18 protein-coding genes are annotated in these 18,501 nt (G+C 63.2%); 15 read left to right on the top strand and 3 right to left on the bottom strand.

Annotation, left to right across the window (positions count from 1 at the left end):
- Nucleotides 1–1,197 (top strand): NAD(P)/FAD-dependent oxidoreductase, encoded by a 1,197-nt coding sequence (locus WDS16_RS05100; RefSeq protein ID WP_338891007.1) that lies wholly within the window; start codon nucleotides 1–3, stop codon nucleotides 1,195–1,197.
- Here WDS16_RS05100 and WDS16_RS05095 read toward each other — a convergent pair.
- On the bottom strand, nucleotides 1,187–1,783 hold the full coding sequence (locus tag WDS16_RS05095; RefSeq protein WP_338891006.1) for an FKBP-type peptidyl-prolyl cis-trans isomerase: 597 nt from the start codon (nucleotides 1,781–1,783) through the stop codon (nucleotides 1,187–1,189). The genes WDS16_RS05100 and WDS16_RS05095 overlap by 11 nt on opposite strands.
- A gap of 224 nt (nucleotides 1,784–2,007) precedes the next feature.
- On the opposite strand from WDS16_RS05095, the gene WDS16_RS05090 reads away from it, so the two are divergent.
- The 6 genes from WDS16_RS05090 to WDS16_RS05065 all read left to right on the top strand — a co-directional run bounded on the left by WDS16_RS05090 (nucleotide 2,008) and on the right by WDS16_RS05065 (nucleotide 7,680).
- The gene (locus WDS16_RS05090; protein ID WP_338891004.1) at nucleotides 2,008–2,976 is read left to right on the top strand and encodes an acyl-CoA desaturase; all 969 of its coding nucleotides are present in this window, start codon (nucleotides 2,008–2,010) and stop codon (nucleotides 2,974–2,976) included.
- Nucleotides 2,973–3,224: an acyl carrier protein gene (locus WDS16_RS05085; RefSeq protein WP_338891002.1), complete on the top strand. Its 252-nt coding sequence runs from the start codon at nucleotides 2,973–2,975 to the stop codon at nucleotides 3,222–3,224. The genes WDS16_RS05090 and WDS16_RS05085 overlap by 4 nt, the downstream gene beginning before the upstream one ends.
- A 1-nt stretch (nucleotide 3,225) precedes the next feature.
- Complete coding sequence (locus WDS16_RS05080; protein WP_338891001.1) at nucleotides 3,226–4,080, top strand: cyclopropane-fatty-acyl-phospholipid synthase family protein; 855 nt, start codon at nucleotides 3,226–3,228, stop codon at nucleotides 4,078–4,080.
- Nucleotides 4,081–4,181: 101 nt separating this feature from the next.
- Entirely contained in the window at nucleotides 4,182–5,306 is a 1,125-nt protein-coding gene (locus WDS16_RS05075) for a cytochrome P450 (RefSeq protein ID WP_338891000.1), read from the top strand.
- The gene (locus WDS16_RS05070; protein ID WP_338890998.1) at nucleotides 5,303–6,040 is read left to right on the top strand and encodes a thioesterase II family protein; all 738 of its coding nucleotides are present in this window, start codon (nucleotides 5,303–5,305) and stop codon (nucleotides 6,038–6,040) included. Before WDS16_RS05075 ends, WDS16_RS05070 begins: the two co-directional genes overlap by 4 nt.
- Nucleotides 6,037–7,680, top strand: coding sequence for a fatty acyl-AMP ligase (locus WDS16_RS05065; RefSeq protein WP_338890997.1), 1,644 nt, complete (start codon nucleotides 6,037–6,039; stop codon nucleotides 7,678–7,680). Before WDS16_RS05070 ends, WDS16_RS05065 begins: the two co-directional genes overlap by 4 nt.
- Here WDS16_RS05065 and WDS16_RS05060 read toward each other — a convergent pair.
- Nucleotides 7,654–8,595 (bottom strand): PDR/VanB family oxidoreductase, encoded by a 942-nt coding sequence (locus tag WDS16_RS05060; RefSeq protein WP_338890996.1) that lies wholly within the window; start codon nucleotides 8,593–8,595, stop codon nucleotides 7,654–7,656. The genes WDS16_RS05065 and WDS16_RS05060 overlap by 27 nt on opposite strands.
- A gap of 149 nt (nucleotides 8,596–8,744) precedes the next feature.
- Here WDS16_RS05060 and WDS16_RS05055 point away from each other — a divergent pair, with 149 nt between their 5' ends.
- Genes WDS16_RS05055 through WDS16_RS05045 form a run of 3 tightly spaced genes read left to right on the top strand, consistent with a single transcriptional unit; the run spans nucleotide 8,745 to nucleotide 11,463 of the window.
- On the top strand, nucleotides 8,745–9,950 hold the full coding sequence (locus WDS16_RS05055) for an acyl-CoA dehydrogenase family protein (protein ID WP_338890995.1): 1,206 nt from the start codon (nucleotides 8,745–8,747) through the stop codon (nucleotides 9,948–9,950).
- 34 nt (nucleotides 9,951–9,984) lie between these two features.
- Nucleotides 9,985–10,521: a PaaI family thioesterase gene (locus tag WDS16_RS05050; RefSeq protein ID WP_338890993.1), complete on the top strand. Its 537-nt coding sequence runs from the start codon at nucleotides 9,985–9,987 to the stop codon at nucleotides 10,519–10,521.
- A gap of 3 nt (nucleotides 10,522–10,524) precedes the next feature.
- Nucleotides 10,525–11,463 (top strand): alpha/beta fold hydrolase, encoded by a 939-nt coding sequence (locus WDS16_RS05045; RefSeq protein ID WP_338890991.1) that lies wholly within the window; start codon nucleotides 10,525–10,527, stop codon nucleotides 11,461–11,463.
- Between the two features lie 14 nt (nucleotides 11,464–11,477).
- On the opposite strand, the gene WDS16_RS05040 is transcribed toward WDS16_RS05045, so the two are convergent.
- Entirely contained in the window at nucleotides 11,478–12,884 is a 1,407-nt protein-coding gene (locus tag WDS16_RS05040) for an MFS transporter (protein ID WP_338890989.1), read from the bottom strand.
- A 297-nt stretch (nucleotides 12,885–13,181) separates the two neighbouring features.
- Between WDS16_RS05040 and WDS16_RS05035 the strand changes: the two genes are divergently transcribed.
- From WDS16_RS05035 to WDS16_RS05015, 5 genes are read left to right on the top strand one after another with little or no spacing between them, the layout of a single operon-like run.
- Nucleotides 13,182–14,345, top strand: a complete 1,164-nt coding sequence (locus WDS16_RS05035; protein ID WP_338890987.1) for an ABC transporter ATP-binding protein — start codon at nucleotides 13,182–13,184, stop codon at nucleotides 14,343–14,345.
- Nucleotides 14,346–14,400: 55 nt separating this feature from the next.
- Nucleotides 14,401–15,777: an ABC transporter substrate-binding protein gene (locus WDS16_RS05030; RefSeq protein WP_338890985.1), complete on the top strand. Its 1,377-nt coding sequence runs from the start codon at nucleotides 14,401–14,403 to the stop codon at nucleotides 15,775–15,777.
- Between the two features lie 42 nt (nucleotides 15,778–15,819).
- Nucleotides 15,820–16,692 carry a metallophosphoesterase gene (locus WDS16_RS05025; RefSeq protein WP_338890983.1) on the top strand — a complete coding sequence of 291 codons (873 nt, stop codon included), beginning with the start codon at nucleotides 15,820–15,822 and terminating at the stop codon, nucleotides 16,690–16,692.
- A 3-nt stretch (nucleotides 16,693–16,695) separates the two neighbouring features.
- Nucleotides 16,696–17,652 (top strand): carbohydrate ABC transporter permease, encoded by a 957-nt coding sequence (locus tag WDS16_RS05020; protein ID WP_422395757.1) that lies wholly within the window; start codon nucleotides 16,696–16,698, stop codon nucleotides 17,650–17,652.
- Entirely contained in the window at nucleotides 17,642–18,499 is an 858-nt protein-coding gene (locus WDS16_RS05015) for a carbohydrate ABC transporter permease (protein ID WP_338890982.1), read from the top strand. The genes WDS16_RS05020 and WDS16_RS05015 overlap by 11 nt, the downstream gene beginning before the upstream one ends.
- The last annotated feature ends 2 nt before the right edge of the window (nucleotides 18,500–18,501 follow it).

The raw sequence follows: 18,501 nt of genomic DNA, 5'->3' as shown, positions 1-18,501 counted from the left end.
ATGACGAACAACACTGTGCCAGATCGGTTGGACGAGCGAGTTCGAGTTGTAGTGCTCGGTGGCGGATACGCGGGAGCACTGGCAGCCAACCGGTTACAACAGAATTCCTCGATCGACATCAGTGTCATCAATCCACGCCCGGAATTCGTCGAACGTGTACGTCTCCACGAATTGGTCGCCGGAAGCGGCGAAGCTACCGTCGACCTGGCTGGACTCCTGGGGGCGCGAGTTCGTCTGATCGTCGATACAGCGGAAACGGTGGATGCACCCAGGCAGGTCGTCGAATTGCAGTCCGGCGCGAGCGTCCCGTACGACTATCTGATCTACGCCGTGGGCAGCACTGGCACTGTGCCGACCTCCGTGCCGGGCGCGGTGGAATTCAGTTACCCGATCGGCGAGCTCGAGCAAGCTGAAAGGCTGAGTGCAGCACTCGACGAAACACCCAGGGACGCCCAAGTCTGCATCGTGGGCGGCGGTTTGACCGGTATCGAAGCTGCAGCCGAACTTGCCGAGCAGCGGCCCGACAGCAAAGTTGTGCTGATTTGTGGGGGCCTTCTCGGCCCAACATTGGGCACACGCGCCCGTGCCTCCGTACGTCGCCAGCTCGAACGCCTTCACGTGGACATCCACGACGACGCGACAGTCGCCGAGGTCATGGCAGACACAGTGCGTCTCGCCGACGGTCGGGAAGTACCGGCAGCGCTGACAGTCTGGACGGCCGGCTTCGGGGTTCCTCACCTGGCGGCCAGCAGCGGCCTGCGTACCGATTCGTTGGGCAGACTGCTGACCGATGAGATGCTGGTAAGTCTCGACGATCCGCGGATCGTTGCCGCAGGTGACGCGGCCGCACCGTCAGGTCAGCCACTACGTATGAGCTGCCAAGCCGCCATGCCCCTGGCTGCGAGAGCCGCCGGGACCGTGCTCGACTTGGTCTCCGGCAACAAGCCCACTGCCCTCGCCCAGGCTTTCGTCGGAACCAACATCAGCGTCGGTCGACGCTACGGGACCATCCAACTGTCGACCAAGGACGATGCGCCGCGACGCTTCTACATCGGCGGCAAGCTGGCAGCGATTATCAAAGAACAGGTCTGCCAGACTGTGGTGAAGCAGATCGCGAAGGAAGGGCGAGCACCCGGTTCGTACAAGTGGCCAGGAGCACAGCACGGTTCACCACGCCGGACGCCGCTCAACCAGTGACGCCGAGAATCTTGATCGCGAAGACGAGGCTGTCGCCCGCCTGAATGCCTGCACGCGGTTGACCGTCGGGGTATCCGTCCGCCGCGTTCATTGCGACGGCGACTGTCGAACCGACCGTCTGGCCGGCGATTGCCTTCTGGAACCCTGCCACGACGCCGTCCAGTGGGAATTCGGCGGGAGCGCCGCGCTCGTAGCTGCTGTCGAACACCGATCCGTCACGACCGTTGACCCCCATGTAGCAGACCGAGACCTCCGCGTCGTCCGCCACAACCTCCCCCGTACCGGCCTGCAACGTCTCGACCTGTGTCTCCGTCACCGCAAACGGTGCCTCGACATCGACGAGCGGCGCCGACGACTCCGTGGAACCGGTGACCGAGACGCTCCCGGTAGTTCCGGACAGTGTCCACTCCGGCTCGCCGTCGCCTTCCGGGACCGCGGTGGGGCAGGTACTGGGCGCAGGCGTTGTTTGAGCAGCCGATCCGGACGTCGGCGCCGAAGACTCGGATCCACACGCTGTGAGAGCGAGAACGAGCGACGCAGCACTGGCTACCAGTACACCGGACATCGATATGCGGGATGAGTTCACGGCGGCAACGCTACACAAGGGCCTCGTCGTGCCGCAGGCCGCTGGATGTGGCCGATCACCCCTGACGGAGCAACCGACCTCGACGGCAATCGTGACATCCGATCCCTCGATCGGCTTCGTCCACCTGAGGTGAAGGCAACGCCCACCGCTCCTACGGTTGGGAACGCCACCGACTTTCCACCCGTCGATCCAGGACGGCACCTCTACATGACCCAAGGCTGGACATGACTGAATTACAGGGCGAACGGCGACCCGCTCCTCGGCGCAAGACGGTCAGCAACTCGTATCTCCACCGTCTTCAGCGTCGCCACTTCATCCTCTTCGATATCCTCCCGATCGTCGGTACCGTAGCCGCTGTCGGATTCCTCGCCGTCCAGCCGTTCGGCCTCACCGAACTCGCGTTGTTCTTCTCGATGTGGCTGGTCACCGGACTCGGAATCACCGCCGGCTACCACCGGCTGTTCACGCACCGCAGCTACAAAGCAAGCACGTGGGTGTACGCGGTCCTCGCTGTAGCAGGGTCGATGGCCGGTCAGGGGCCAGTCGTCTCCTGGGTGGCTCTGCATCGCCGGCACCACGAGTGCAGCGACCGCGAGGGTGATCCGCATTCACCGAATCTGGAAGGATCCGGCGTTCGCGGACGGATTCGCGGCCTGGCCCACTCGCACATTCTCTGGATGCGGCGGCACGATTACCCGAACATCGTTCACTACGCACCCGACCTTCTGAAGAACCCTGTCATCATGCGTATCTCACGCCACTACCACTTCTGGGTGGTCCTCGGTTTGGTGATTCCGGCGGCCATCGGCGGGATCGCTCACCTGAGCTGGCAAGGCGCGGTGAGCGGACTCCTGTGGGGCGGGTTCGTACGGATGTTCGTCCTCGAACACATCGTCTGGGCGATCAACTCCTTCCTGCACATGTTCGGAACTCGTCCATACGAATCGCGCGAGAACAGCCGCAATGCAGGGGTTTTGGCCCTGGCGACGTTCGGAGAGTCGTGGCACAACAACCACCATGCTTTCCCCGACTCCGCGTCGTTCGGACTCGAGTGGTACCACCTCGACCCCGGGTACTGGTTGATCAAGTTCTTGTCCCTTGTCGGCGCGGCCCACGACGTCGGGATCCCGACCCGAGAGCGTCGACACTCCAAACGTAGGCGCCACCGAACACTCTCAGGAGCACAGTCATGACCGACATACTCGACCAGCAGTCCATCGCGCAGTGGTGCCAAGACTACGTCGCAGGACTGTTGGACGTACCCGCAGACTCGATTGCGCTCGACGCTACGTTCGACCGTCTGGGGATCGATTCGGCCCACGCCGTCGCGTTGCTGATCGAGATCGAATCTCGTTACGGCATAGACCTTCCACCCGAGGCATTGTTCGAGAATCCAACTCTGGGTGCGGTCGCGCAATACCTGTTCGAGCATTCGAGCTGACGTGGAGACCGCAGACGCCATCAAGTACCACTACGACGTCGGCAACGAGTTCTACCGGCTGTGGCTCGACCCGTCACTGACCTACTCGTGCGCTCTTCGAGAACCTGGCGACACGCTGGAACAGGCCCAGGATCGGAAACTGAGGTGGCATCTCGACGCCGTGGATGCAGATGAGGCCCGCAGCCTCCTGGACATAGGGTGCGGATGGGGCGCCGTACTCGAGCGTGCATCGCTCGGCCATCACGTCGATCGTTGCGTCGGTCTCACGCTGAGTGAAGAGCAAGCGAACTACATTCGGGGCCAAAGCCTTCCAGGTGTCGAGGTGCGAACCGAGAACTGGATCGACTACCAGCCGGAGGAGCGGGTAGACGCCATTGTGTCGATCGGCGCATTCGAGCACTTCGCCCGGCCGACCGATTCGCCTGCCGACAAGATTGCCATCTATCGAGAGTTCTTCACCCGATGCGCCGGGTGGCTCGCCGACGGAGGAGTGCTGTCGCTGCAAACCATCGCCTACGCCAACATGTCACCGTCGGACGCGAACGCATTCATCAACAACGACATATTTCCCGACGCCGATCTACCGACGCTCGTCGAGATCACCTCTGCCGCCGAGGGAATCTTCGAGATCGTCAGGCTGCGCAACGACCGGGCCCACTACGCATGGACCTGCGAAGAGTGGGCATCTCGACTTCGCGCCCAACGGCCGCGCGCCGTCGAACTGGTCGGCAACGACGTCGTGCAACGGTACGAGCGTTACCTGAAGATGTCGGCGCTGGGATTCAGAATGGGAAAGATCGGGCTGCTACGCATCGTATTTCGTCCCTACGTCAGGCATTTCGGAAGCCGACGATGACATCCGTTTCCCGAGCCGGCACCGTCCGGTTCAACCCATTCTCCCCGGCCTTTCGAAGGAACCCTTACCCCTGCTACGACCAGTTACGCACACAGTCCCCGGTGCACCGAACGCTCGGGATGTGGGTGCTCACCCGACACTCGGACGTTCGACACGTGCTGCGCGAGGACATGTTCAGCGCGGCGTTGATCCCTGAGCTGGTCTCAGCGCAAGCAGCTCGGTACGGACGGGAGGACGCCGTTGCCGTCCGCCGAATGGGTACGAAATCACTGGTTTTCACCGACGATCCCGAGCACCGACGGTTGCGCGACCTAGCGAATCGAGTCTTCGGGGGCCGCGCGATCGCCTCGTTGCGCGAGCACATACGCCTCACTTCGGAGACCCTGCTGCAGAATGCAGTGCGCACAAGCGCACCCGTCGACGTGATCGCGGACTATGCAACTCCCCTTCCCATCACGGTGATCTGCGATTGGATGGATCTGCCCGCGTCGATGCGACCGGATATCGGCCGCTGGACGCACGACATACGCTTCCTTCTCGAGCCGACGTTGATGACAGCGACTGATCTCGACCGCGTCCATGCCGTCGTCGACACGTTCACCCTGGCTTTGCAGCAGGTCGTCCTCGAGCGCCGCGGCCACCCCGGTACAGACTTGATCAGCCGAATGCTGACTGCAACAACCGATACCGACGAGCTGAGTGTCGACGAGATCGTCGTACTGTGCATCATGTGTTTCGTCGCGGGCAACGAGACGACGACCGCACTCGTCGGCAATACATCCCTCGTGCTGCTGTCGCGTCCGGACGTGGTGACTGCACTGCGCACCGGGTCGCTGCCCGTGCGCGCCATCGTCGACGAGTCTGTGCGCTACGACAGTCCGCTGCAGATGACCAAACGCGTCGCGACAGTAGACACCGAGATCGGCGGCCACCGCATACAGGCAGGAGATCACGTGCTGCTCTGCCTCGGCGCCGCGAATCGTGACCCTGACGTGTTCGACCGGCCCGAGAACTTCGATCCCACCCGCACCGGTGCCACACACGTCGGCTTCGGACATGGCATGCATCGATGCCTCGGTGCCCTTCTGGCGCAGATGCAGGCAGAGATCGCCGTCGAGACGCTCTTCACGCAGCACGACCCACAACGAATCGACGTGAGCCCACAGCAATGGCAGACCCAGAGCTCGATTGTGCGCGGACTAGCTCACTTGCCGGTGACGCTGTGAGTGCACGGCAGTGGTTCGCCCCTGCGGTCATCGTCGACAGCGCACCGACGAGCGCCGCAGTGCCCCTTCTACTCATCCCCCATGCCGGGGCAGGCGCATCGTCGTTTGCACGGTGGACATTCCCGGCTTGGATCACTGCGCATCCCGTCCAGCTTCCGGGACGAGAAGGCGCCGCAGCGGAACCACCGCTACGCAACATCCACACGATAGTGGCAGCACTCGCGGCGCAGGTCGGACGTTCCGTGGACAGGCCCGTTGCGCTGTACGGCCACAGCATGGGAGCCCTTGTCGCGTTCGAGTTGGCACGTGCCCTCACCGACGCCGGCACGCCGCCGCGCCACCTATTCGTCTCGGGCAGGCGGGCGCCGCATCTGGCGGCCAGCAGGCGGACCGTCCACCGACTGCCAGAACCTCAGTTCGTGGACGCGCTCGAAGAAATGGGGGGAACATCGCGCGCAGCGCTGCGAAGCGCTGCGTTGTTGCGATACACCGTCAAAGTCAGTCGGGCCGATCTCGAGGTGTGCGAGACGTATCCGTACCGCGACCATACCGAGCTATCCTGTCCGATAACAGGATTCCACGCTCGAGCCGATCCCGTTGTCGACCCCGACGAGATCTCCGCGTGGAGCCACCACACGAACGACGCCTTCGCGACCCACTCCTTCACGGGAGGGCACTTTTTCCACCAAGATCATCGCACAAGGATCGCCGCGATCATCGGTGACGCATTGTGACCGCTCTGCTGACCGACATCCTGCGGTCGAGGGCTCACGACACCCCCCACGCTCGTGCGTACGTGTTCCTCGACACGACAGGCGACGAAGCCGAGGTCCTCACCTACCACCGATTACACAGGCGCGCAGTGGACGTCGCGATTTCTCTGCGCACCCAGTGCAGGCCAGGAGAACGCGCTCTGTTGCTGTTCGGACCAGGTCTCGATTTCATCGTCGCGTACTTCGGATGTCTGTATGCGGGTGTGATCGCTGTTCCGGTGAACCCGCCTCGGCCAGGCAGACCGCACGATGCCACGAACAGCATCGTAGTGGACTGTGCGCCGTCGATCGTCTTGTCCGACGCGCCGACGCGATCCGCTACCGAGGACGAACTCGGCGCGGTGACAGGCGAGCTCGTATGGATGACGGTCGACGAGACACCCGAGCGCGGCGACGTGGAATTCGCCCCACCGGCACAGGAATCGACTGCGTTCCTCCAATACACGTCCGGATCCACGTCACGTCCCAAAGGTGTTCGCGTCACACACCGCAATCTCATCGCCAACCAGCGCATGATCGCGGCCGCGTTCGGCCACGATCGTCACTCCACGTTCGTCGGCTGGGCGCCGCTGTTCCACGATCAGGGCCTGATCGGCAACGTTCTCCAGCCGCTGTACCTCGGCACCACCAGTATCTTGATGTCGCCGTGGACGTTCATACGCCGCCCACTGCTCTGGCCTCTCACGGTGTCGAAGTATCGGGCACACACGAGCGGAGGACCCAATTTCGCGTTCGACGCGTGTGTAGCGCACGCCGAGCGGTGCCCGATACCTGTCGATCTCGACCTCGCCTCGTGGCAAGTTGCCTTCAACGGTGCAGAGCCGATCCGTGCAGACACGATCGAACGCTTCGTCTCCACCTTCGCGCCCTACGGGTTTCGTCCCTCCGCGATGTACCCGTGCTACGGGCTGGCCGAAGCGACACTGTTCGTGGCAGGGAGCGTGAAGGGCCGCGGCCCACGAAAGCTGACCGTCGACGCCGACGAACTCACACGCGGCCGATTGACCCCCGCCGCTGACGCCCCGTCGCGGACGGTCGTCGGATCGGGCGTACCCGCTACCGACGGAAAAGTCCGCATAGTGGATCCGAGCTCGGCCGAGTCGCTCGAGGACAACATGATCGGCGAGATTCGGGTTTCCGGGCCTCACGTGAGCCCTGGCTACTGGGGCCACAGCGAGACCGGAAAGGAACTGTGCACGGGCGATCTCGGTGCGGTCGTCGAAGGTGAGCTGTACGTGGTCGGCCGCATCAAGGACGTCATCATCGTCCGGGGCAAGAACTACTACCCACATGACATCGAAAACACCGTGCGGATCCACGTCGGAGGGCCGAAGTCCTTGACATGTGCGGCGTTCGCGATTGCAGACGCCCAGGGAATCGACAAGCTGGTGATCGTTGCGGAAACGTCCACCGATCACAAGGTGAACCCGCCTGCGGTGCGTGAGGCCGTGACGCGCGAGCACGGACTCACGGTGAGTGAACTGGTATTGACGGACACGCGACTGCAGAAGACCAGCAGCGGCAAGCTGATGCGAGCCGCCGCCAAAGCCCGCTATCTGAGGGGCGATTTCGTGCTAGAGGTCCAGCACGAGCACCGGTGACGCCGCAGCCCTCGAGACACACACCATCATCGATTCGCCCCGCTCACGCTCCTCGTCGGTCAGGACGGAATCCCGGTGAATGGGGCTCCCGCTGACCACCTTCGTCTCGCAACTCGAGCAGGTACCTTCTCGGCACGAGGTCGCGACCGACACGCCTGCTCGTTCGAGAGCGTCCACGAGCGACTGTCCGGAGCCAACACGAATCACGTCCCCCGTGCTCAGAAGTCGAACATCGAATGCGGTGTCGGGTTCCTCGGCAACAATGGGGCGTGGCGCGAACCGTTCCACGTGCAGCGAACCGATACCGTGTTGCTCTGCCGCCGCGAGCAACGGCTCCGGTCCGCAGCAGTACACGCTGGTCTCGGAATCGGCGACCCGAGCAATGTCGGCGAGCGGCAGCATCCCGGCTTCGTCCTGCGGGAGTATCGCGACTCTGTCTCCGTACGCGGCGAGTTCGTCGACGAACGCCATGGAGGCGCGGGTACGCCCCCCGTAGTACAGCTTCCACTCCGCACCGCCACACTCTGCGGCGGCGATCATCGGAAGGATCGGAGTGATTCCGATGCCACCCGCCACGAACACGTATGCCGACGCGTCGACGAGAGGAAAGTTGTTGCGCGGCAGAGAGACCTCGAGGGTGGATCCGAGCTGCGCAGATTCGTGGAGGTAGGCCGACCCACCTCGGCCGTTCGGTTCGCGGAGAACTCCGATGCGCCACCGTGACTGCTCAGCCGGCGACCCACACAGCGAGTATTGCCGGACGTCATCGACACCGACACCGACGTCTATGTGCGCGCCAGCACTCCAATCGGGCAAGTCACCGTCGTCAGGTAACGCAAGTTCGAGTGAGATGACCTCCGCGGCAACGTCCGAACGCCCGACGACCACCACGGTGAACATACCGGCTTCCAACACTCTGCGCTCCTTCGATCGGGGACGTCTCGCACGCTCCAGGCTCGGGGAATACCGTGGCCGCCGCACACCGTGGGTCCCATCGATGTCGTGCGATCGGCGTCGCCTATCGCGGCCCCGCGCGCACGACCCGCCGAACGACACTGGACGTCATGACAACCGTCGAACGAGACATCGATCGCATCGAAAGATCCGATACCCCCGAGACAGTCGATCTGCTGGTCACCAGGACCGCTGCCTTCATTCAGGAACACGTTCTGCCCGTCGAGCGTGAGGTCGTAGTCGACGGCCGCGAAGTCGACGACGAGATGCGTCTCGAACTGCAACGCAAGGCGAAGGACGCCGGCGTCTTCGGCCCCCTGTCCGACACCGAGTACGGCGGCCTGCAACTGTCCATGCGCACTCAAGCCCGCGTCCTCGAGGCGTCGGGCGCGAGCCTGTTGGGTCCGTTGTCGGTCAATGCATCTGCTCCCGACGACGGCAACATCCACTTGTTGAAGCACGCCGGCACCCCGGAACAGCGAGCACGCTACCTGGCTCCGCTGGCATCCGGAGACGTCCGCTCGTCCATTGCGATGACCGAACCGGCTCCCGGGACGGGCTCCGATCCGGCCATGTTGCGGACCACGGCACGCCGCTCCGGATCGGGCTGGGTGATCGACGGTGCCAAACACTTCACGACGGGAGCCGCGGGGGCGGCCTTCACCATCGTCATGGCCGCGACTCCGAGCGGTCCGACTATGTTCCTGGTCGACCAGGACAACCCGGGTCTGCACGTCGGACGACGTATGCCTACCCTCGACCACAGCATCCCGGGCGGGCACTGCGAGGTGCAGTTCTCCGAGTGCGAGGTCTCCGCGGATGCAGTGCTCGGCGAAGAAGGAAAAGGCCTGCAATACGCCGGAGTTCGGTTGGCACCGTCACGTTTGGTCTTCTGCATGAATTGGCTCGGCCTGGCCGTGCGGGCTCATGAAATGGCTGCCCGCCACATTGTCGGCCGTTCGTCCTTCGGTGTTCCGATCGCTGACCACGGAATGGCGCAAGCCCATGTCGCCGACAGCGAGATCGATATCGAAGCTTCACGCGGTCTGATCCGACGAGCTGCGGAGATCATCGACATCGAGGGTGCCGACTCCTCCGGAGCCCGCCACAGCGCCTCCATCGCAAAAACATTCGTCTCGGAAGCCGTGTGGCGAATTCTCGATCGATCGGTCCAGCTCCACGGGGGGCTCGGCGTGTGTGAAGACCACCTCGTCGCCCGGTTCCTCGTCGAGGCACGCGCTTTCCGCATCTACGAGGGCCCGTCGGAAGTTCTTCGGTGGTCCATAGCGCGCCGAGTACTGCGTCCCTTCCGCTGACCATCCATTTCACGCAAGAAGAACGGAGCACATCGTGTCCCTGTCCACCACCGGCCGCCGGGTCGGACTGTTCGCCGCCGCGTTCGGCAACATCAACGGCGATGCACCCGATTACGAACGTCTTCGATCGGTGTCCAACTCACTCGTGCCGTTCGGCAAGCACGTGGGAACAACCGTCACCGAGATCGGACCCGATCGGGCCGTCGTCGATATCCCTCGCGAACCCCACGTGGTGAACCACATGAACACCGTCCACGCGGGCGCGTTGTTCACCGCTGCCGATATCGCCGGGGCCGCAGCGTTCGTCGGTGCCGCCGCAACGAGGCTGCACATCGTCGAAAGTCTCGTAGTGCGCTCGGCGAACTCGACGTATCGCAAACCCGCCTCGGGACGAATTCGTGCGATCGCAACCGTCGACGAGCGCGAAATGCGAGCCATCCTCGCCGCCGAGTCCGACGCACGCTTCGAGCTCACCGGCAAAGCAATGATGGTAAACGACGACGACGTCACCGTCGCGAAATTCACCTTCGACTATGTGTGCGATGTCGTCGTAAACGACGGGAAGGAATAGCCGATGTCCACCACCTCAGGAACACCCACCGGACAGTCCGCCGAGAACGGCACATCGACGCGGCGACCCTCCGCATACTCGCTGCTCGAATCTTTGCCCGTCGAGGTTCCGGGCGAGATCACGTTCACGGTTCGATTGATGCCGGCGGCGGACCCGTCGGCTCCGGTAGTTCTCATCCTCCCGGCAATGGTCATGAAGGCCAAGCACTACATGCATCTCGCGAAAAGCCTCAATGCACAGGGTGTTTCGGTCGCACTATGCGATCTCCGCGGACAGGGCGAATGCACTCCCCCGCTGCTCGATCAACCGAATTTCGGCTACCGCGAGATGATCGAGATCGATCTTCCCGCCGTGACGGCGGCGGTGCGAGAACGTTTCCCGGACAGTGAGCTACACCTGTTCGGACATAGTCTCGGGGGTCAGCTGTCACTCCTCTACGCTGCGGCAGAACCGGATGCGGTCGACAGTGTCACGGTAATCGGCACCGGCACGGTCTATTGGCGCGCGTTCGGCATCCGCCGGTGGTTCGAGGCGCTGCGCGACATCCAGTGGATCGGCTTGGTCGCGCGGGTCAAGGGACACTGGCCAGGAGGCGTCCTGATTCCGGGAGCCATGGCGGGCCGCGTCATGGTCGATTGGTCACGGCACTCTCTGACGAGCCACTACCGGCCGGCCGGATCGTCCCGCAACTACGACCGCCTGCTCGCGGAAATGACGACACGGGTTCTGGCCATCTCGCTCGCCGAGGATCGTCTCGGTCCCAAGTCGAACGTCGACTTCCTGGAATCGAAATTGACGGCGGCGCCGGTGACCCGGTGGCACATCGACGCAGATTCCCCGGTGATCCACCGCGACCACTTCGAGTGGATCAAGGATTCACCGGTGATCGCGCAAGTCGCATCCGACTGGGTTCGAACGGGAGAGCTTGGACGGGTGAGCTGAGACCTGCCAGCCGCTCACCGGCGCGGTCCTGACGGCCGCAGTACAACGGCCGTCAGGATCGCGCCCGCCAACGCTCCCCCTGCACCGATCATGAAAGTCGTCGACATCGACGTCACCTCGCTACCCACCCGCGGCGACGCGATGGCCGCGGCAGCCACCCCGAACACAGCGCCGAACTGCCTGAACGTGTTCATCGCGCCGGACGCGGCGCCCACCGACTCCGCCGGAACCGCGTTCATCATCGCGGCAATCGCGACGACACCGCCGGAGAGCGGAATGCCGATCCCGAGCAGGGTGAGAGCGACTCCGTAGACCGCGAACGGTGCGCCTGCCGGGATCGACATCAGGCCCAGCATCCCGACGCAGATCGATCCGAGCCCGAGCAGCATCGTCGGCCGGGTACCGAGGCGCCTGACGATGTACGACGCAGTCAGTGATCCGGCGCCCATTGCACCGAAGAGCGGGAGAAATTCCAGCCCCGTCGCGATCGGACTCAGACCTCGTTCCCCCTGTAGATACAGCGTCAGGATGAACAGCACGCCGTAGAGACCGAACAATCCGAGGAAGTTCACTGCACACGCGGCGAAGACCTCGGGAATTCGAAGCAGTCCCGGCGGCAACATCGGACGCTCGGCGTGACGCTCCCACACCACGAACAGCACCACCGACAGAGCGGCAACCGCGAAGGTCACCAGCACGAACGGATGCGCCCACCCACGATGCGGACCCTCGACGAGCGCGAGTGTGGCGCCGACACCTGCCGCAACGAAGAGGGCCTGGCCGACGACGTCGATACCACCGCTGCGCGAACTCGCTTTGTGGTGCAGGGAAATCCGGAGTGCAGCCAAAGCGAACACCGCGATGGGAATATTGATCCAGAACAAGGACTGCCATCCCGCCGACGACACGAGCACCCCGCCGACGAGAGGACCCAGCGCAAGGGCAACTCCCGCAGTACCGCCCCACAGACCGATGGCTTTCGCCCGTGCCATCGGATCGGGGAAGTGCGTGGTCAACGCCGCGACCGACAGAGGAACAATGACGGCCGCGCACACACCTTGTAAGGCGCGACCCGTGATCAGCACGTTCATGGTCGGCGCGAGGGCGCAGACGATCGATGCGAGCCCGAACGCGCCGGTGCCACCGAGCAACATGCGTCGGGTGCCGAATCGATCGCCGAGCAACCCACCCGACAACAGGAGGCACGCGAAGGCCAGTGTGTACGCGTCGAGCATCCATTGCGCGGCAGTGTCCCCGCCGCCCAGACTGTCTGCGATGGTCGGAATCGCCACCGGCGCGATGCTGGTGTCGAGGTAGACGATGAACGTCACCGCGCAGATGCCCCACAGGAGGGTCCGACGACGAAGATCGTGCTGGTTTGTCGAAGTATCGGTTCGGGAGATGTCACTATCCGAAGTCACCTGAACATCGTATGCTCAGGAACCTGAAATACTCTGACGCACGGCCTGTTTCGATGTGCGGCGATAGCCGACGCCTATCCTGGCTGGCCAGGCATCGGAAGTCTCCTGATGCTCGTGAATGTGCGTGACGGCGATCGCACGCGCCCGAAGGTTCTATCGACCCAGGTCCGCGCACCTACATTGCCCCCGGCGCTCCACTCCCGCAGAAGGTGTTCACCTCGAGTACACGACGGCGTGTTGGCATGTTCCCACTGATCAAGCGCACGGCTGATCAAGCGCACGGCAGGGAGATACACGTTGAGCCGAATTCAACTCGAATCGGTGTCGAAGAAATTCGGTACCACCCATGCGATCCACGACGTGAGTCTCGATATCGCGGACGGCGAATTCATGGTCCTGCTGGGTCCGAGTGGATGCGGCAAGTCGACCCTCCTCCGCATGGTGGCAGGCCTGGCCCAGCCGACATCGGGCCGGATCCTGCTCGACCACAACGACATCACCTCGGCACCCCCACGTCAACGAGATCTTGCGATGGTCTTCCAAAGCTATGCGCTGTACCCTCATCTGACTGTCGCGAAGAACATCGGATTTCCGCTGAGAACCCGTGGGCAATCGCGCCAATCGATCGCTGAGAGCGTCGCGAACGTGGCGTCGATTCTCGACCTAACCCCACTATTGGGGCGGCGTCCAGCGGAACTGTCCGGCGGGCAACGTCAGCGAGTTGCATTGGCACGAGCGATGGTTCGCGAACCAGGTGCATTCCTGATGGACGAACCCCTGTCCAATCTGGACGCACAACTGCGGAGCGCGACTCGTACCGAGCTCATCGAACTGCACAACCGAATCGGCACCACCTTCCTGTATGTCACCCACGACCAGGTCGAAGCCATGACGATGGCTTCGCGGATCGCGTTGATGAACGACGGGCGCGTGGAGCAGGTGGGCACTCCCACCGAGCTCTACGACACTCCTCGGTCCACCTTCGTGGCGGGCTTTCTCGGTGCGCCGCCGATGAACCTCCTGGCGGCCGACGTAGTGAACCGAGACCGCGAGTTGTATGCGGAGGCACCCGATCTTTTTGTGCCGCTAGGTATCTCGGCCAACGGTGGCGCCGCTCGCAGCGTGACCATCGGCGTTCGCCCGGAACGGATTGTTCTACGCCACGACGGTGTCGGTACTCCGGCCACGGTTGCCACGGTGGAAAACCTCGGGAGCGAAGAACTCGTTCATGTGCGAGTGGGGCCCAATACCCTCTGCGCGAGAGTGCCCCGGCCGGCCGGGGTGCGACCCGGCGATACCCTCCACCTCGGCCTGGACAAGTCCGACCTTCATCTGTTCGACCGCGACACCGGGCGTCGACTGGTCTGGCAGCCCGAGGACGCGGTTGCCGACACCGCGGAAACGGTTGCCGATACCGATGCCACCGCTCGAGAGACGGGCATCCCAGTCTTCACTTCCTAGATCTTCACTCCCTAGATCCATAGCCCTTCCTAACCAACTCTCACCAGGAGCAACGATGAACAGAACCCTCCTCGGCGTGGGTGCGCTCGTGACGAGCGCGCTCGTGCTGACTGCGTGTGGCGGCCTCGGCAGCACCACGACGACAGAAACCACATCCGCCTCCCAACCGGTGCCCGAACTGACCGACGACCAACAAGTCTCGATCGTCTTCGAGAGCTACAACTACGGTCTGGCAGGTGCGTGGACCGACACGTTCAACACCCTGATCAGCGAATTCGAAACGCAACATCCGAACATCACCGTCACAGCACAGAAGCCGCAGGGAAACAGCCCCAATCCCGCAACGGACACTGTCTCGAGCATTCAGAACCAGACCGTCGCGGGCGCACCCCCGGACGTGGCACAGCTCGGGTTCAGCGACCTGGACTTCACCATCAACCAGCTGGGAGCCCGATCCCTCGATGGCCTCTTCGGTAAGGACGAGGTTCAGAAGAACTTCGACGGAACGAAGCACGCGTACGCGCCCACCGCACGCACTCTCGCAGACTGGGACGGAACCACGTACGGCATCCCATTCGTGTTCTCCACACCTGTCTTCTACTACAACGCAACACTCTTCGAGCAAGCCGGCCTCGATCCTGCCGATCCGCCGTCGACCTGGGACGAAGTTGCCGGCGCGGCGAAGACAATTGCCGACCGGACCGGCAAGGGCGGGGTGTACCTCGACTGCCTCACCAAGTCAGCGAAAGACTGGTGCTTCCAGAGCCTGGTCCGATCGAACGGTGGACGCGTCATCTCCGAGGATCGGACATCCCTCGAGTTCGCCGACGAGGCGGCCGTCGAAGCTACGACGATGGCGCAGAAACTGGTCGCCGACGGAGCGACACCGGTATTGAGCCAGCAGCAGGGTTACGAGGCTTTCGCTCGCGGTGACATGGGAATGATTCTCGAAACCAGCGCCATCCAAGGGACATTCACCAAGGGCGCCAAGGACAAATGGGATCTGCGTGCGACCACGATGCCGTCTTTCGGTGACCAGCCCGTCGTTCCCACCAACTCGGGAGCATCGCTGTTCACATTCGCCTCCGACCCCGCGAAGCAGCGGGCCTCATGGGAACTCATGAAGTTCTTGACCAGCGAGCAGTCCTACACCACGATTTCGCAGGGCATCGGCTACCTCCCATTGCGCACCGGGCTCATCGACGATCCCGAGGGACTGGCGGACTGGGCATCGAAGAGCCCGCTGATCGGACCCAACTTGGAGCAGCTGGAGTCGATGGAGCCTTGGGTATCCATGCCCGGCAACAACTACCTGCAGATTCGCGACGGAATGATGGACGCCGTCGAGTCGATCGTCTACCAGGGTGCGGATCCGGGTCCGACGCTGCAGGCCGCCCGCGATCAGGGCACCGCTCTTCTTCCCGCTCAGTAGACCGTCGACCCCTGCCGAAGCCGCCTAGGAAAAGGACACGAAATGGCTGGACCTGATTTCACCGTCGTTCAGTTGACGGACACACACATTCGCAGAGAGGGCGAGACGGTGCACGGCGTCGTCGACACGCTCGCCAACCTGCACACGGTCCTCGACCGACTGGTGAACTCGGGGCAGCGCATCGACGCCCTGGTCCTGTCGGGAGATCTCACCGACGACGGTGACCCGGAGGCATACCGCCGGCTGCGGGAGGCGGTCGTTCCCGCCGCCGACGCACTGGGTGCCGCGGTGATCTATGCAATGGGCAATCACGACGACCGGGAAGCGTTCGTACACGAATTGATCGCGTCACCGTCGTCGTCCAACGGCCCCGCAGGCCCAGTCGACGCGGTCGACGCCGTCTTCGACATCGGTGGAGTCCGAATCGTCGTTCTGGACAGCACGACGGCGGGGAGACACGACGGCAGGCTCGAGCCGAGCCAGCTGTCTTGGCTGACAGACACTCTTGCCGAGCCGGCACCCGGCGGCACGATCCTGGTGCTGCACCACCCACCGATCCCGTCACCGGTCACGTCGGTCGATTCTCTTCGGCTGCAGCACTCGGAGCATCTCGAGGCCGTTCTCGCCGGGTCCGACGTGGGCATGGTCCTGTGCGGTCACTCCCACCACACAAGTTCGGGCTCGATAGCTGGGATTCCGGTGTGGGTGGGCCCTGCTATGTCGTACCGTGTCGACCCGATACCGCCTGTCGGCCGGCATCGCGGTGTCGTCGGGTTCGGCTTCTCCCGCATCGACGTGTTCGGGTCGACCTTCGTCGCCACCGCGGTCGAAGCCACGCCGTCTGCGACGGTGTACGACGAGTCGATGCAGGACATTCTCGACAAGCTCGCGGCACTCTCACTCCAGGCTGGGTGAGAGGTGTTCGTCAGCGTTCTCGACCGCCCTGTACCGACCAAGGTGACGGCCCCGGAACCCACTCGGACCATCCGGGATTCGTCGATCGCGCGCGTGCTGCGCGTCGCACAGCCCTATCTGTATCTGACACCTGCTATCGCATTGCTCGTCGTATGGACCTATCGTCCACTCGTCCAGGCTGCTCAGTTGTCGACGTACTCGTGGAATTTGTTGCCCACGACACCCATGGAAGCGGTGGGTGCGGACAACTACCGTCGTCTGCTCGAGTTACCGGCCGTCGGCGACTCCATCTGGCGCACGGTCGTTCTGATTCTCGCCCTGCTCCCCTTCTCGATCGTTCTGCCCGTGGTGATCTCGTTCGCAACACGAGGCGTGCACGGGCGAGCACGGGTGATGTACCAGAGCATCATCTTCGCTCCGTTCCTGATCGCACCGGTCGCGGGCGCGGCGGTGTGGCAGTGGCTGCTCGATCCGAGCGCCGGGATCGTCAACCGGATCCTCGGTTCGGACCGCAACTGGATCCAGGACACCGCTACCGCGCAGTGGGTCATCATCATCATCACGGGGTGGCATTTTCTCGGGTTCGCGGTGCTGGTGGTATCCGCCGGCATGGCGGGTGTGAACAGCGACTACTCCGAGGCCGCACAGATGGATGGGGCGTCGCGGTGGCAGATCGATCGCTGGATCACACTGCCGTTGCTCTCCCCCACGCTGGTGTTCCTCACGCTCATGACTGTCCTGCTCAGTGCACAGTGGACATTCCCGCTGATCGACACCCTGACGCAGGGCGGGCCGTCGCAATCGACGACCAATATCTACTACCTGTTGTGGGACTACGGTTTCCACAGCTTCGACGCCGGACTCAGCGCGGCCGCGGGCATCGTGCTCTTCGTGGGATTCGGCGCTGTCGCAGGTGTCCTCGTCTGGCTCTCCGAACGGATTACGTTTCATGACAACTGAAATGCGCAACACAGGCGCCGCAGACAGCGTCGAGGGTAGCGGCGATCTTCTGCGCCGGATTCGCGGGCACGCCATCCTGGTCGTCATTGCGGTGGTGTGTGCGTTCCCGATCTATTGGCTGTTCGCGACATCGTTGCGTCGGCCGGACGATGTCGGGTCCCTCTCACCGTTTCCGTGGCCACTGTCGATCGAGAACTACACCGACGCCGCATCGAAAGTCGACATCGTCGGCCTCCTGTTGAATACCTTCGGTGTCGCATTCGTTTCCGCCGCGTCGCAGCTGCTGATTGCATTGCTCGCGTCGTACGCGTTCGCCATGTACACGTTCCGTTTCCAGAAGATCCTCTACCTGGCATTCATCGGGACGTGGTTGGTGCCGTTCCAGGTCACCATGCTGCCCAACTACGTTCTGCTGTACCAAATGGGTCTGATCAACACGCTCGCCGGAGTCGTGGTGCCGACGCTGTGTTCGGCTCTCGGCGTGCTGATGCTGCGTCAGCACATGACCAGCTTCCCGAAAGAACTGGTTGCCGCAGCGCGAATGGACGGCCGGTCGTCGTGGTCGATCCTGTGGACAGTCGTGGTACCCAATCTGCGCCCGGCCCTCGCGGCGTTGTCCATCCTGTTGTTCATCAACTCATGGAACGAATACTTCTGGCCAGCAGTGGTATTGCAGCGTAGCAATTCCGTCCTGCAGCTCGGATTGCGCAGTTTCATGGGCACCGAGGGCAACGACTGGGGCCCGATGATGGCGGTGGCAGGAATGGCGTGCCTACCTGTCTTCCTCCTCTACATCGTGCTGCAACGTCACATCGTCAACGCGTTCGTCCGCTCCGGCCTGAAGTAGGA

It is taken from the genome of Rhodococcus sovatensis (genome assembly GCF_037327425.1).
Taxonomy (GTDB): domain Bacteria; phylum Actinomycetota; class Actinomycetes; order Mycobacteriales; family Mycobacteriaceae; genus Rhodococcoides; species Rhodococcoides sovatense.
Note: the sequence above shows the minus strand (reverse complement) of the source record. Positions and strands in the feature narration are given on the sequence as shown.

Bases quoted from the DNA above. Each gene is read 5' to 3' on its own strand.
- WDS16_RS05100 (WP_338891007.1), top strand. From the start codon at position 1: ATGACGAACAACACTGTGCCAGATCGGTTGGACGAGCGAGTTCGAGTT.
- WDS16_RS05090 (WP_338891004.1), top strand. From the start codon at position 2,008: ATGACTGAATTACAGGGCGAACGGCGACCCGCTCCTCGGCGCAAGACG.
- WDS16_RS05085 (WP_338891002.1), top strand. From the start codon at position 2,973: ATGACCGACATACTCGACCAGCAGTCCATCGCGCAGTGGTGCCAAGAC.
- WDS16_RS05055 (WP_338890995.1), top strand. From the start codon at position 8,745: ATGACAACCGTCGAACGAGACATCGATCGCATCGAAAGATCCGATACC.
- WDS16_RS05045 (WP_338890991.1), top strand. From the start codon at position 10,525: ATGTCCACCACCTCAGGAACACCCACCGGACAGTCCGCCGAGAACGGC.
- WDS16_RS05030 (WP_338890985.1), top strand. From the start codon at position 14,401: ATGAACAGAACCCTCCTCGGCGTGGGTGCGCTCGTGACGAGCGCGCTC.
- WDS16_RS05025 (WP_338890983.1), top strand. From the start codon at position 15,820: ATGGCTGGACCTGATTTCACCGTCGTTCAGTTGACGGACACACACATT.
- WDS16_RS05015 (WP_338890982.1), top strand. From the start codon at position 17,642: ATGACAACTGAAATGCGCAACACAGGCGCCGCAGACAGCGTCGAGGGT.